Below are 14,981 nucleotides of genomic sequence, written 5' to 3'. Positions count from 1 at the left end.
CGTTGTGGAGCACCACCCCGGCGAAGGCCGGGGCCCAGTTGGGATGGTCGCAGTACCTACGCACCGCCCTTCGTCAGCAACGTTCCCCAACTGGGCCCCGGCCTTCACCGGGGTGGTGCGTTTTGAACGAGCAGCGTGGACAACACAGCGATTGCCTAACCAAGCCCGCTACCGGGATCCCGCTCCCAAAATCCGTCACCCCAGCGGAAGCTGGGTATCCTGCGGGGCGGATGACGCCTGTCACTCGGAGAGATCCCAGCTTTCGCTGGGATGACGGTTCGGAGTGGGATGCTCCTGGATGGCGCGCGCGGGACATAAGGCGCGGGGTGATCCCGAGATCTCACCCTCACTTTGTCATCCTGACGAAAGTCAGGACCCAGGGTAACTCAAGCACAGCGCGCGTGACTCTGGATCCTAGATCAGGTCCAGGATGACGGGGAAGGAGGCGTGCACCAAACACGCGCGCCCTCCCCGGACCTTAGTGATTATGCCGAGGGGTCTTCGCCGAAATCCCGCGATACTTCACCGCGAAGTCGAGCACGCCGCCTTCGGCCAATTGCCCGGTTTTCTCGCGGTAGAGTTCTTCCCATGGCGTGTTGCTTTCCGGCACGGGCGGGAGTCCCTCGCCCCGCCGCCGTGCGATCTCTTCGTCGGAGACCAATGCGTCGCACGTCCCCGCGACCAGATCGATCCGGATCGTGTCGCCGGTGCGGATCCACGACAGCCCGCCGCCGACCGCACTCTCGGGCGACACGTTGAGGATCGACGGACTGTCCGACGTCCCCGACTGACGTCCGTCGCCGAGCGTCGGCAGCGCCAGCACGCCGCGCTGGATCAGCGCGTCGGGCGGCTGCATGTTGACGACTTCCGCCGAGCCCGGCCAGCCGATCGGCCCCGCCCCGCGGATCACCAGGATACAGCCTTCGTCGATCTCCAGCGCGGGATCGTTGATCCGGTGGTGATAATCGTCCGAGCCCTCGAACACGATCGCCCGCGCCTCGAACCGATCTTCCGCGCCCGGCGTCGACAGATAGCGCGCGCGGAATGCCGCCGAGATCACCGACGTTTTCATGATCCCGAAATCGAACAGATTGCCCTTGAGCACCAGGAAGCCCGCACGCTCCATCATCGGCGCGTCGAACGGCTTGATCATCTCGCGGTCGCGCGTTTCGCGCCCGGCGATGTTCTCGCCGATCGACCGCCCCGTGACGGTCAGGCAAGACGTGTCGAGCTTCCCGCCCGCGATCAGTTCGTGGAGCACCGCCGGCACGCCGCCCGCCCGGTGGAACCGCTCGCCGAGATACTTGCCCGCCGGCTGCATGTTGACCAGCAGCGGCAGGTCGTAGCCGTGATCCGACCAGTCCTCCGGGTACAGCGTCACGCCGGCATGCTGCGCCATCGCCATGATGTGCGGCTGCGCGTTGCTCGACCCGCCGATCGCGCTGACCACCCGGATCGCGTTGAGGAAGCTCTCGCGCGTCAGGATCTTCGACGGACGCAGATCCTCATATGCCATCTCGACGATCCGCCGTCCGGTCTCATATGCCATCTGCCCGCGCTCGCGGTACGGCGCAGGAATCGCCGCGCATCCGGTCAACGACAACCCAAGCGCCTCGGCGACCGCGTTCATCGTCGACGCCGTGCCCATCGTGTTGCAATGCCCGGCCGACGGCGCGCTGTCGGTGGCGCGGTTGAGGAACTCTTCCTCGTCGATCTCGCCCGCGGCCAGCTTGCGCCGGCTGCGCCAGATCACGGTGCCCGAGCCGACCAGCTCGCCATCATGCCAGCCATCGAGCATCGGTCCGCCCGACAGCACGATCGCCGGAATATCGACGGTCGACGCCGCCATGATGCCCGACGGCGTGGTCTTGTCGCAGCCGGTGGTCAGCACGACCGCGTCGATCGGATACCCGTACAGCGTCTCGACCAGCCCCAGATACGCAAGGTTGCGATCGAGCGCCGCGGTCGGTCGCCGGCAATTCTCGAAGATCGGATGGACCGGGAACTCCATCGCGATGCCGCCGGCGTCGCGGATCCCGTCACGAGTCCGCTTGGCGAGCTCGAGATGGATGCGGTTGCACGGCGAAAGGTCGCTGCCCGACTGTGCGATGCCGATGATCGGCCGGCCCGAGCGCAGTTCCGCCGGGGTCAGCCCGTAGTTCATGAAGCGTTCGAGATAGAGCGCGGTCATGTCCGAGCGGGCGGGATCGGCGAACCAGTCGCGCGATCGGAACGGCTTCACCGGTACACGGTCCACTGCAAACTCTCCTGAACGCGACGATTTATCTTGTGGGAGCGCTACCTTGCGAGGCGGGGCTCGGTCAAGCGCGGACCCGCGCCGGCGGACGCCGCCGTGGCGCCGCATCCGACTGTCGTCGTACCAGGGTATAGTCGAGCACGACATGCCGGTTGGCATCCTTGCCGCCGCCCCGCCGGTGCACGATCGCCGAGACGAGCAGGTCGACCGCCGCGCGCGACATATCAGCGATCGGCTGGTGGATGGTCGTCAGTTCGGGCCAGATCGTCGTCGCGAGCGCGCTGTCGTCGAACCCGCACACCGTCAGGTCGCCCGGCACGTCGAGCCCACGGCGATGCGCGACCGCCACGCTCGCCGCCGCCATGTCGTCGTTGCTCGCGAAGATCGCCGACGGAGGATCTTTCGCGTCGAGCAACTGCTCCGCCGCATCGAGCCCCGATCGATAGGTGAACAGCCCGCCGACGATCAGCGACGGATCCTCGGGCAGCCCCGCATCCGCGATCGCCGCGAGATAGCCCTCATGGCGCTGTTGGCTGGCGGTCTGGTTCGGATTGCCGATGATGAAGCCGACGCGCGCATGGCCGAGCCCGATCAGGTGGCGGGTCATCGCCCGCGCCGCCTCGAAATCGTCGATCGTCACCGCCGCGGTATCGGCAGGCGGCGATCCGGTCGCGACGACGACGGTCGGCACGCCCGCCGCGATCAGCGTGTCGAGCACGCCACGCGAGTCGCACAGCGGCGGCGGCAGGATCACGCCATCGACGCCGCTGCGGATCATGTGTTCGGCCACCTCGATCTCGTGATCGCCGATATCGCATTTCTCGACGACCAGCTGCACGTCGCTGCGGCTCGCCTGTTCGAGGCTGCCGACCAGGAACTCGCTGAGATAGGCCGAACTCGGATTGCTGTAGAGCAGTCCGATCCGCATCTGCCCGCCGCCCGCCAGGCTGCGCGCGGCGCGGTTCGGCGCGTAATGCAGCGTCGCGATCGCCGCGTTGACCGTCTCGCGGGTCGCGTCGCGGACCTTGGCCTCGCCGTTGATGACGCGCGATACGGTCATCGGCGATACGCCGGCGAGCGTCGCCACATCGGATATCGTCGGTGCGCCGCTCCGGCGTCCGGTTGCGGTGCGCGGCTTGCGCGGTTCTTTCCCCATGCCGGATGTTTAGCAGGGGATTACGACATAATCAGCCTGCAATCGTTATCCGGTGCTAGATGATCGGACAACTGGCGGAACGGCCAGAAATGGGCGGGAACGCGGGCTTGCGTGTTACCGCTCCCAACATTAGTCAGGCAGGGCTTCCGCGGGTCCCCGACACAGGGGGCGAGGATGGCCCAGGGAGGATAAGCGGATGACGAGAGATCTGGTACGTGGGCTTCTGCTCGCGAGCGCAACGCTGGCAATACCCGTCGCGGTCGTCGCGCAGACCAGGCCCGCCGTCGTACCCAGCGCGAGTTCGGCTGCCACCGCCGGCGTGGCGCATCCCGCTTTGTGGCCAAAGGCGAAGAGCCCGGGCCTGATCGATCCGCGGACCGAGACGTTCGTCACCGACCTGATGGCGAAGATGACGCTTCGCGAAAAGATCGGCCAGATGATCCAGGGCGATATCGGCGCGATCACGCCCGAAGACCTGCGCAGCTATCCGCTCGGCAGCGTCTTGGCGGGAGGCAGCTCCGCTCCGATCGGCGCCAAGGACCGCGCCCCCGCCCCCGCCTGGATCGCCACCGCGCGTGCATTCAACGCAGTCGCGATGACCGCGCGGCCCGGCCATGTCGCGATCCCGCTGATGTTCGGCGTCGATGCGGTCCACGGCAACAACAACGTCGTCGGCGCGACGCTATTCCCGCACAATAGCGCGCTGGGGCGGCGCACGATCCCGATCTCATCCGCCGGATCGGTGCCGCCACCGCGCAGGAGACCGCCGCCGCCGGGATCGACTGGGCATTCGGCCCGACGCTGGCGGTGCCGCAGGACGATCGCTGGGGCCGCACGTACGAAGGCTATTCGGAAGATCCCGCGGTCGTCCGCAGCTATGCCGGCGCGATGATCGAGGGGCTTCAGGGCAAGACGGGGACGGGCACGATCCAGACCGGTCACGTCGCGGCGAGCGCCAAGCATTTCCTGGGCGACGGCGGCACCAGGGGTGGGCTCGATCAGGGCGACGCCGACGTCTCGGAGCAGACGCTGATCGACATCCACGCGGCCGGGTATCCGCCTGCGATCGACGCCGGCGCGCTGACCGTCATGGCGTCGTTCAGCAGCTGGCAGGGCCAGAAGATGCACGGCAACAAGAGCTTGCTGACCGACGTGCTGAAGGGTCGGATGGGGTTCGACGGCTTCATCGTCGGCGACTGGAGCGGCCATGGCCAGATCCCCGGCTGCACCAACACCGATTGCCCGGCGACGTTCAATGCCGGGCTCGACATGGCGATGGCGCCGGACAGCTGGAAGGGCCTGTTCGACACCACGCTCGCCGCCGCGGAGAAGGGCACGATCCCGATGGCGCGGATCGACGACGCGATTCGCCGCATCCTTCGCGTGAAGGTGAAGATGGGGCTGTTCGACACCGCGCGGCCGTATGAGAGCAAGCCCGGTATTATCGGCTCGCCCAAGCATCGTGCGCTGGCCCGTGAAGCGGTCGCCAAGACGCTGGTGCTGCTGAAGAACCAGGGCGTCCTGCCGATCAAGGCGAGCGCCAACATCCTCGTCGCGGGCGATGCCGCGGACGATATCGGACGTCAGTCGGGCGGCTGGACGCTGAGCTGGCAGGGTGACGGCAACACCAACGCTGATTTCCCCAACGCGCAGTCGATCTATGCGGGGATCGCGGCGGCAATGAAGGCCGGCGGCGGGAATGCCACGCTCAGCGCCGACGGCAGTTTCGCGAAGAAGCCCGACGCGGCGATCGTCGTGTTCGGCGAACAGCCCTATGCCGAGATGCGCGGCGACCTGCGCACGCTCGAATTCCAGCCCGGCGACAAGCAGGCGCTTGCGCTGCTGAAAACACTCAAGGCGGCGGGCATTCCGACCGTCTCGGTCTTCCTGTCGGGGCGACCGATGTGGGTGAACCCCGAACTCAACGCGTCGGATGCGTTCGTCGGCGCATGGTTCCCCGGCACCGAAGGTGGCGGTATCGCCGACGTGCTGATCGGGATGCCCGATGGCACGCCGCGCAAGGATTTTGCCGGCCGCCTGTCGTATAGCTGGCCGAAGACCGCCGGGCAGTTCGTGCTGAACAAGGGCCAGCCTGGCTATGACCCGCTGTTCGCGCTCGGCTATGGCCTCAGCTACGCGAAGGGCGGCAGCGTCGGTACGCTCGGTGAAGTCTCCGGCGTCGATGCGAGCCTCGCCAATACCAGCCTGTTCTACAGCCGCGGCAAGGTGCCGGCGCCGTTCGCGTTGAAGGCGGATGCGGGAATCGCGCAGGCGCCGGTCGACGGCCCACAGACGCAGGAAGGCGCGTTGTCGCTGACCTGGCCGAAGCAAGCCACCGCGACGGTGAAGATCGCAGGGCCGACGCTCGACCTGTCGCGGGAGACCAATGCCGACCTGGTGCTGCAGCTCACCTACCGCGTGACGCAGCCTGCGACGGGCCCGGTAACGCTTGCGATGGGCAGCGGCGGAACCGGCGTAACCGTCACATCCTTGTTCAAAACCGCGGGTACGGACTGGAAGACGGTCCGCGTCACGCTTAAATGCTTTCGTAGCCACGGCGCCGACATGACGAAGGTCGCCGCGCCGTTCGCGATGACGGCGACCGGACCGTTGGGCTTCGCGCTCGCGGACCTGAGAATTGCGACCGACCCTGCGGGTGCGGTCTGCCCTGATTGATTTGGAGAACTGACATGGACGGCACCTTCCCGATCGGCGCGCGCGCCGTTGACAGCGACATCACGTTCCTGGCGATCGACCCGTCGACCGACGCCAAGATCGAGCCCGCCTTCGCGGTATCGAGCGAAGCGGACGTCGCCGACGCGTGCAAGCTCGCCGAGGCAGCCTTCGACACCTTCCGCGAGATCGATCCCGAGGCTCGCGCCGTGTTCCTGGAGACGATCGCCGACGAGATCGAGGCGATCCACGAGCCGCTGGTCGCGCGTGCGATCCAGGAAAGCGGCCTGCCCCGCCCGCGTCTCGAGGGTGAGCGCGGTCGTACCACCGGCCAGCTTCGCCTGTTCGCGAAGCATCTGCGCGCCGGCACCTGGGCGTCGGTCGTGATCGATCAGGCGCAGCCCGACCGCAAGCCGATGCCGCGCTCTGACCTGCGCCAGCGTCGCATCGCGGTCGGCCCGGTCGCGGTGTTCGGTGCGTCGAACTTCCCGCTCGCCTTCTCGGTCGCGGGCGGCGACACCGCGTCGGCACTCGCCGCCGGGTGCCCGGTCGTCGTCAAGGGTCACCCCGCGCATCCCGGCACGTCGGTGATGGTCGGCAAGGCGATCCAGGCTGCGGTCGCCAAGTGCGGCCTGCCCGAGGGCGTGTTCTCGCTGGTCCAGGGTCCTGCGAACGAACTGGGCGCGGCGCTCGTGACCGATCCGCGGATCAAGGCGGTCGGCTTCACCGGTTCGCGTGGCGGTGGCCTCGCGCTGGTCGCGCTCGCCGCGGCGCGCCCCGAGCCGATCCCGGTCTATGCCGAGATGAGCAGCATCAACCCGGTGATCCTGTTCCCGGCCGCGCTCGCGGCACGCGGCGAAGCGCTCGGCAAGGCGTATGTCGGGTCGCTGACGATGGGCTCGGGCCAGTTCTGCACCAACCCCGGCATCGTCGTCGCGGTCGACAGCCCGGACCTCGACACCTTCGTGACGGCCGCTGCTGCCGCCTTGGGCGAGGCCGCGCCGCAGGTGATGCTGACGCCTGGCATCCATGCCAGCTATGAGCAGGGCGTGTCGGCGCTGGCCGGCCATGAGGCGGTCGAGACTCTGGCCCGCGGCACCGAGGCCGAGGGGGCGAACCGCGGTCGTGCGGCGTTGTTCTCGACCACCGGCAAGGCGTTCGTCGCCGACCCCGCGCTATCGCACGAAGTGTTCGGGGCGGCCTCGATCATCGTCCGCTGCGCCGATCTCGCCGAGGTCCGCGAGGTTCTCGAAAAGATCGAGGGCCAGCTAACGATCACGCTGCAGATCGACGAGGGCGATCATGCCGACGCCGCGGCGCTGCTGCCGGTGCTGGAGCGCAAGGCGGGCCGCATTCTCGCGAACGGCTGGCCGACCGGTGTCGAGGTCGCCCCGGCGATGGTGCATGGCGGGCCTTTCCCGGCGACGTCGGACCCGCGCACGACCTCGGTCGGCACCGCGGCGATCGAGCGCTTCCTGCGCCCGGTCTGCTATCAGGACCTGCCCGACGCGCTGCTGCCCAAGGCGGTCAAGCACGGCAACCCGCTGGGCCTGCCGCGCACCGAGGGCTGATCGGCCCGAGATGGGGAGCTGCAGTCTCGAACGGCAGCTCCCCTTGTCCTCCTGCAATACCGAACGCCTCACCCATCAAACATCCGTCACCCCAGCGAAAGCTGGGGTATCCCCGTGATGAGCGATCCGTACGCCAAGTCTCGATACCCCAGCTTTCGCTGGGGTGACGGATGTTGGGCACGGCGCATGTCCCCCCTAACCACGCGTATTCATTGACACGCGTGTCCCACAAACCCACTAGTCCGGGATGACAAACCCAGGCTCGTCGCTCCTCTCGTCGCGCACCGTCTCCCTGCCCTCCGACCTCGGCAGCTACATCGACGAACTCGCCGCCGCCGGCCACGGCGACGCCACCGCGATCGTCCGCACCGCGCTCGAACAGATGCGCGCGCGTGACGCCCTGCAGAAGCCAACCGAAATCCTGATAGGCGGCGGCGAATGCGGGATGCTGGTCCGCCAGCGCGACTGGGCCGCGACCGCGCTCGGCCCGATCGACTCCGTGGCCCGCCGAGCTGCGAGTCACGCTCGCCAACATCCTCAACTCGCCGGTTGCCAAGGTCGTGATGTGGGGCCCGAGCACATCATGCTCTACAATGACAGCTACCGCGCCGTCGCAGGCGATCGCCACCCCGCCGCACTCGGCAGCCCGGTCGCGACCGCGTTTCCCGAGGTCTGGGACTGGAACCGTTCCGTCCTTGAAGCGGGATTCCGCGGCGAGACCGTTGCCTATCGCGACCAGCCGATCCTGTTCCAGCGCCACGACGGTCCCGAACTGCTGACGCTCGACCTGTTCTACACCCCGTCTACTGCACCGGCGGTACGGTCGGCGGCGTCCTCTGCACGATGGTCGACAATAGCGGCCGCGTCGAAGCCGAGCACCGGCTCGCCGCCAGCGAAGCCGAACTGCGCCGCGTCACTGACGCCGTGCCGATGCTGATCTCGTACGTCGACCGCGACCACGTCTACCGCCTCGCCAACGCGCAGTATGAGGAGTGGCTCGGCGTCGCGCCAGAGGCGATGATCGGCAAGCCGGTCCGCGAAGTGCTGGGCGACACGGTCTATCAGGATCGCCGCCCGTCGTTCGATCGCGCGCTGGCAGGCGAAAGCTTCATCGCGCAGACCGTCTTCCCGCACCGCGACGGGCGCCCCCGCCGCGCTGAATTCCGCTACGTGCCCCACACCGCCGCAGATGGCTCGATTCCCGGCATCTACGTGCTCGGCATCGACGTCGAGGAGCGCGCCGAACGCGAGGCCGAACTCGGCATCAGCAACGGCCGCTTCCGCACCGCGATGGACGCGGTCCACGGCGTGCTCTGGACCAACAGCCCGGACGGCCGGATGATCGGCGAACAGCCCGGCTGGGCGACGCTCACCGGCCAGTCGATCGACGAATACCAGAATTTCGGCTGGGCCGACGCGATCCATCCCGACGACGTCGCCTCGACGATCAAAGCCTGGACCGCCGCGGTCCTCAGCAAGTCGATGTTCGTGTTCGAACACCGCGTTCGCCGGCATTGCGGCACGTGGCGCACCTTCGCTGTCCGCGGCCTGCCGATCCTCGACGAGGCCGGCGAGGTGCTCGAATGGGTTGGCGTCCACACCGACATCACCCACCAGCGCGCCGCCGAGGCCGCCTTGCGCGACCAGGCCGAGGCGCTTGCCCGCCAGGTCCGCCACCGCGAGCGCGCCGAGGATCAGCTCCGCCAGCTCAATGAAACGCTTGAAGCGCGCGTCATCCGCGAGATCGACGAACGTCGTCAGGCCGAAGCCAAGCTCGCCCAGTCGCAGAAGATGGAGACGGTCGGCAAGCTCACCGGCGGCGTCGCACACGACTTCAACAACCTGCTCCAGGTCGTCTCGGGCAACCTCCAGCTGCTCGGCAAGAACCTCGAGGGCAACGAGCGAGCCGAACGCTGGGTCGCCAACGCGATGGCCGGCGTCACGCGCGGGTCGAAGCTTGCGGCACAACTGCTCGCCTTCGGGCGTCGTCAGGCGCTCGAGCCCAAGGTCGTCAACGTCACGCGGTTCGTGCGCGGGATGGACGACATGCTGCGCCGCGCGATCGGCGAAGGCGTCGAGATCGAAACCGTGGTCGGCGGTGGCCTGTGGAACACCTTCATCGACCCCGCGCAGATCGAGAACGCGCTGCTCAACCTCGCGATCAACGCGCGCGATGCGATGGAGGGCCAGGGCAAGCTGACCATCGAACTCGGCAACGCGCATCTCGACGACAGCTATGCGCAGGGCCATGACGAGGTCGAGGCCGGCCAATATGTCATGCTCGCCGTGTCCGACACCGGCACCGGCATGAGCGCGGAGATCATCGAAAAGGTCTTCGAACCGTTCTTCTCGACCAAGGGCGAAGGCAAGGGTTCCGGTCTCGGCCTGTCGATGGTCTACGGGTTCGTCAAACAGTCCGGCGGCCATGTGAAGATCTATTCCGAGGTCGGCGAAGGCACCACGATCAAGCTCTACCTGCCGCGCGCGATGGAGAGCGAGGATGTCGAGGTCGTCGCCGATGCCAGCCCGATTTCCGGCGGCAGCGAGACCGTGCTGGTCGTGGAGGACGATGACGAGGTCCGCGGCACCGTCGTCGAGCTGCTCACCGATCTCGGCTACAGCGTGCTGAAGGCGGTCGACGCGGCCAGTGCGCTGAACGTGGTCGAGAGCGGCGTGCCGATCGATATCCTGTTCACCGATGTCGTGATGCCCGGCACGCTGAAAAGCCCCGAACTTGCTCGCAAGGCGAAGGAGCGCCTGCCCGATCTCGCAGTGCTGTTCACATCGGGCTATACCGAGAACTCGATCGTCCATGGCGGCAAGCTCGATGCGGGTCTCGACCTGCTGTCGAAGCCGTACACGCGCGAGGCGCTCGCCCGGAAGTTCCGTCAGGTGCTCGCCAACCGCCAGCGTGCCGGCAGCCCCGCCGCGAAGGCCGCGCGCGATGCCCGGATCGACGCCGACCGCCGCCTCGACACCCTCGCCCGCCGCACCGTCCTGCTGGTCGAGGACGACGCGTTGATCCGCGCGAACACCGCCGAGATGTTGCAGGGTAGCGGCTTCGTCGTGGTCGACGCGGCAAGCGCGGAGGACGCGATGACGGCGCTCCAGACCGTGCCGATCGACGCGCTGGTGACCGACGTGAACCTGCCGGGCGTATCCGGCCCCGACTTCGCGCGGACGGCGCGGACGCTTCGGCCCGGAGTCGGGATCGTGTTCGCGACCGGGGATACGGCATCGGTCGCCGACGAAACCGACGCGATCATGCTGGAGAAGCCGTACGGCCTCGACGCGCTGGCGGCGGCAGTGCTGGCATCGCTGGGCGAAACGGCGCTGGCAGAGCCACTTACGGCGACTGTCGCAGATCGGGTCCCGGAAGCGGACTGACAATTCTTCCAGCGGGCAGGGAGCGGTTCACTAGCGTCAACGACCAACCACTAACCATGTCATTCCCGCGGAGGCGGGAACCCATATTGGCGACCCTTGCGATAGGATCGCGGAAACCTGAGCATATGGATCCCCGCCTTCGCGGGGATGACAGACGTAGGTGGAGCGGCACGCCGCTAGCCGTTTGCGTGTAACATTCTTCACAACCCGACACGCCCCGCTCCCGCGCAACCGACACCAACACCCGCCGCCGCGCGGTATTCCCAGCTAAAACCCTGTCAACAACCCTACACGACGATCAACGCAGCAGCGAAGGATCGCCCGTGACCTACCAGACTCACATCGCCCAGTTGACCAATCTCATCGCCGACCGGAACGGTACCTGGGACGCGATCTCGCCCGAATCGGTCGCGCGGATGCGGCTCCAGAACCGCTTCGCCACCGGGCTCGACATCGCGCGCTACACCGCCGCGATCATGCGCAAGGACATGGCCGCCTATGACGCGGACCCGGCGAACTACACGCAGTCGCTTGGCTGCTGGCACGGCTTCATCGCGCAGCAGAAGATGATCAGCATCAAGAAGCATTTCGGCACCACCGACCGCCGGTATCTTTACCTCTCGGGCTGGATGGTCGCGGCGATGCGCAGCGAGTTCGGGCCCCTGCCCGACCAGTCGATGCACGAGAAGACCAGCGTCCCCGCGCTGATCGAGGAACTCTACACCTTCCTCCGCCAGGCCGACGCGCGCGAACTCGGCATGATGTTCCGCGAGGTCGACGCGGCCCGCGCCGCCGGCAATGCGATCGAGGAACAGCGCCTGCTGAACGCGATCGAGAACCACCAGACGCACGTCGTGCCGATCATCGCCGACATCGACGCGGGCTTCGGTAATGCCGAGGCGACGTACCTGCTCGCGCGCAAAATGATCGAGGCGGCGCCTGCGCGCTCCAGATCGAGAACCAGGTCAGCGACGAGAAGCAGTGCGGCCACCAGGACGGCAAGGTCACCGTCCCGCACGAGGACTTCCTCGCGAAGGTCCGTGCCTGCCGCTACGCGTTCCTCGAACTGGGCGTCGAGGACGGCATCATCGTCACGCGCACCGACTCGCTCGGCGCCGGCCTCACCAAGCAGATCGCGGTCAGCAAGGAGGCCGGCGACCTCGGCGACCAGTATAACTCGTACCTCGACTGCGAGGAGATCGATCCCACGACCGCGCGCAACGGCGACGTCATCCTCAACCGCGACGGCAAGCTGCTCCGCCCGAAGCGCCTGCCCTCCAACCTGTTCCAGTTCCGCGCCGGCACCGGCGAGGATCGCTGCGTGATGGACTGCATCGCGAGTCTGCAGAACGGCGCCGACCTGCTCTGGATCGAGACCGAGAAGCCGCACATCGAGCAGATCGCCGGCATGGTCGACCGCATCCGCGAAGTCGTGCCGAACGCGAAGCTCGTCTATAACAACTCGCCGAGCTTCAACTGGACGTTGAACTTCCGCCAGCAGGTGTTCGACGCCTGGACCGAAGAGGGCAAGGACGTCTCCGCCTATGATCGCGCGCGGCTGATGAGCGTCGATTACGACGGCACGACGCTCGCCGACGAAGCCGACGAACGCATCCGCACCTTCCAGGCGGATTCGGCCAGGCGCGCGGGCATCTTCCACCATCTGATCACACTGCCGACGTATCACACGGCGGCGCTGTCGACCGACAATCTCGCCAAGGAGTATTTCGGCGATGCAGGGATGCTCGGCTATGTGAAGGGCGTCCAGCGCAAGGAAATCCGCGAGGGCATCGCCTGCGTGAAGCACCAGAACATGTCCGGCTCCGACCTCGGCGACGACCACAAGGAGTATTTCGCGGGCGAAGCCGCGCTGAAGGCCGGGGGCGCACACAACACGATGAATCAGTTCGCGGCGTGATGGCGTGATGCAGCAGGCGGAGCGCAAGCTCCGCCGCGCCCGCATCACGCCCGGCCGGCGGGGCTAGCAGCCCCGTCCGACGACGCGGCTTTGCCGTGGCGCGCCTCAAGAACACCCCCGTCACCCCGGACAACGATCCTCTTCGGCCAGATGCCACCTTACCCCTCCCTGGAAGGGAGGGTCGGGGTGGGTCGGTTCCTCGGGCCGGGACGATGGCCAATCGGGCCGACCCACCCCTGCCCCTCCCTTCCAGGGAGGGGAGTTCAACATCTCCTCCGCTCCAGAAACCACTTGGAAACCCACCCAATCCCCGCTAGGCGTCCCCGCATGGACACCGATATCGCCATCGCCCGCAGCGTCGCGCTGCGCCCCATCGCCACCATCGCGGACGGCCTCGGCATCCCCGACGCGGCGATCGAGCCCTATGGTCGCTACAAGGCCAAGATTGCGCTCGACTGGCTCGAAACGCGTAAATCGGGTGCGAAAGGCCGCCTGATCCTGGTCACCGCGATCAACCCGACCCCGGCGGGCGAAGGCAAGACCACCACCTCGATCGGCCTCGCCGACGCGCTGCGCTACACCGGCCGCAAGGCGGTGCTGGCGCTCCGCGAACCCTCGCTCGGGCCCTGTTTCGGCACCAAGGGCGGCGCGACCGGTGGCGGCCGCGCACAGGTCGCGCCGATGGAGGACATCAACCTCCATTTCACCGGCGACTTCCACGCCATCACGGCCGCGCACAACCTGCTCGCCGCGATGATCGACAACCATATCCACTGGGGCAACGCACTCCAGATCGACGTCCGCCGCGTGGTCTGGCGCCGCGTCCTCGACATGAATGACCGCGCGCTGCGCGACATCGTCCAGTCGATCGGTGGCGTCGCCAACGGCTATCCGCGCGAATCGGGGTTCGACATCACCGTCGCCTCCGAAGTGATGGCGATCCTGTGCCTCGCCAACGACCTCGCCGACATGGAGCGACGGCTCGGCGATATCGTCGTCGCCTACACCCGTGACCGCACGCCGATCACCGCGCGCGACCTCAAGGCCGATGGCGCGATGGCGGTGCTGCTGGCCGAGGCGATCAAGCCCAATCTCGTCCAGTCGCTCGAGGGTACGCCCGCGTTCCTCCACGGCGGCCCCTTCGCCAATATAGCGCATGGCTGCAACTCGGTGATCGCGACGCGGGCGGCGCTGTCGCTCGGCGATTACGTCGTCACCGAAGCCGGCTTCGGCGCGGACCTGGGCGCAGAGAAGTTCTTCGACATCAAGTGCCGCCAGGCAGGGCTCGCCCCCGATGCGGTCGTGATCGTCGCCACCGCGCGCGCGCTGAAGATGAACGGCGGCGTCGCAAGGCCGACCTCGCGCATGAGAACGTCGACGCGGTCCGCAAGGGAGCGGTCAACCTCGTCCGCCACATCGAGAACATCCGCCAGTTCGGCGTCCCCGCAATCGTCGCGATCAACCATTTCTACACCGACAGCGATGCCGAGATCGCCGCGATCCAGGAGGCCGCAGCCCAGCACGGCTCGCGCGCGATCCTCTGCCGGCATTGGGCCGAAGGCGGCGCCGGCGCAGTCGAGCTGGCCGATGCGGTCGCCGAAATCTGCGAGACGCATGGCGGCGGATTCGCGCCGATCTATGGCGACGAACTCTCGCTGTTCGACAAGATCGACACCGTCGCCCGACGCATCTACCGCGCCGAACACGCCGTCGCGGAGCCGAGCGTGCTGGCCCAACTCAAGCGCTGGGAAGATGCGGGGTACGGGCACCTGCCCGTGTGTCTCGCGAAGACGCAGTACAGCTTCTCGACCGACCCGGCGCTGCTCGGCGCGCCGACCGGCCACATCGTCCCCGTCCGCGAAGTGCGGCTAGCGGCAGGCGCGGGCTTCGTCGTCGCGATCTGCGGTGAGATCATGACCATGCCGGGCCTCCCCGCGTGCCCGCGGCCGAGGCGATCCGGTTGAACGACGAAGGCCTGATCGAAGGCCTGTTCTAGGACCGTACGATCCTCCCCCGCCA

General features: G+C 67.4%; 5 protein-coding genes and 3 pseudogenes. 6 read left to right on the top strand and 2 right to left on the bottom strand.

What is annotated here, in order from left to right; genetic code table 11:
- Positions 1-478: 478 nt before the first annotated feature.
- Together AC0IX7_RS04375 and AC0IX7_RS04370 are read right to left on the bottom strand one after the other, a co-directional pair.
- Positions 479-2,257, bottom strand: coding sequence for an IlvD/Edd family dehydratase (locus AC0IX7_RS04375; protein ID WP_471810672.1), 1,779 nt, complete (start codon positions 2,255-2,257; stop codon positions 479-481).
- 64 nt (positions 2,258-2,321) lie between these two features.
- Positions 2,322-3,413: a LacI family DNA-binding transcriptional regulator gene (locus AC0IX7_RS04370; protein ID WP_471810671.1), complete on the bottom strand. Its 1,092-nt coding sequence runs from the start codon at positions 3,411-3,413 to the stop codon at positions 2,322-2,324.
- Between the two features lie 196 nt (positions 3,414-3,609).
- Here AC0IX7_RS04370 and AC0IX7_RS04365 point away from each other — a divergent pair.
- From AC0IX7_RS04365 to AC0IX7_RS04340, 6 genes and pseudogenes are all read left to right on the top strand, one after another.
- Positions 3,610-6,089 (top strand): annotated as a pseudogene (locus tag AC0IX7_RS04365) (glycoside hydrolase family 3 protein).
- Between the two features lie 14 nt (positions 6,090-6,103).
- Positions 6,104-7,657 carry an aldehyde dehydrogenase (NADP(+)) gene (locus AC0IX7_RS04360; protein ID WP_471810670.1) on the top strand — a complete coding sequence of 518 codons (1,554 nt, stop codon included), beginning with the start codon at positions 6,104-6,106 and terminating at the stop codon, positions 7,655-7,657.
- 247 nt (positions 7,658-7,904) lie between these two features.
- Positions 7,905-8,594 (top strand): hypothetical protein, encoded by a 690-nt coding sequence (locus AC0IX7_RS04355; RefSeq protein WP_471810669.1) that lies wholly within the window; start codon positions 7,905-7,907, stop codon positions 8,592-8,594.
- Positions 8,501-11,044: a PAS domain-containing protein gene (locus tag AC0IX7_RS04350; protein ID WP_471810668.1), complete on the top strand. Its 2,544-nt coding sequence runs from the start codon at positions 8,501-8,503 to the stop codon at positions 11,042-11,044. Before AC0IX7_RS04355 ends, AC0IX7_RS04350 begins: the two co-directional genes overlap by 94 nt.
- Before the next feature lie 323 nt (positions 11,045-11,367).
- Positions 11,368-12,962, top strand: a pseudogene (locus tag AC0IX7_RS04345) (isocitrate lyase).
- A gap of 327 nt (positions 12,963-13,289) precedes the next feature.
- Positions 13,290-14,958 (top strand): annotated as a pseudogene (locus AC0IX7_RS04340) (formate--tetrahydrofolate ligase).
- The last annotated feature ends 23 nt before the right edge of the window (positions 14,959-14,981 follow it).

Source organism: Sphingomonas sp. AC411, assembly GCF_979253035.1.
This window is presented reverse-complemented; position numbering and strand designations above follow the sequence as displayed.

Coding starts and splice junctions, on each gene's coding strand:
- AC0IX7_RS04360 (WP_471810670.1), top strand. CDS start 6,104: ATGGACGGCACCTTCCCGATCGGCGCGCGCGCCGTTGACAGCGACATC.
- AC0IX7_RS04370 (WP_471810671.1), bottom strand. CDS start 3,413: ATGGGGAAAGAACCGCGCAAGCCGCGCACCGCAACCGGACGCCGGAGC.
- AC0IX7_RS04355 (WP_471810669.1), top strand. CDS start 7,905: ATGACAAACCCAGGCTCGTCGCTCCTCTCGTCGCGCACCGTCTCCCTG.
- AC0IX7_RS04350 (WP_471810668.1), top strand. CDS start 8,501: ATGGTCGACAATAGCGGCCGCGTCGAAGCCGAGCACCGGCTCGCCGCC.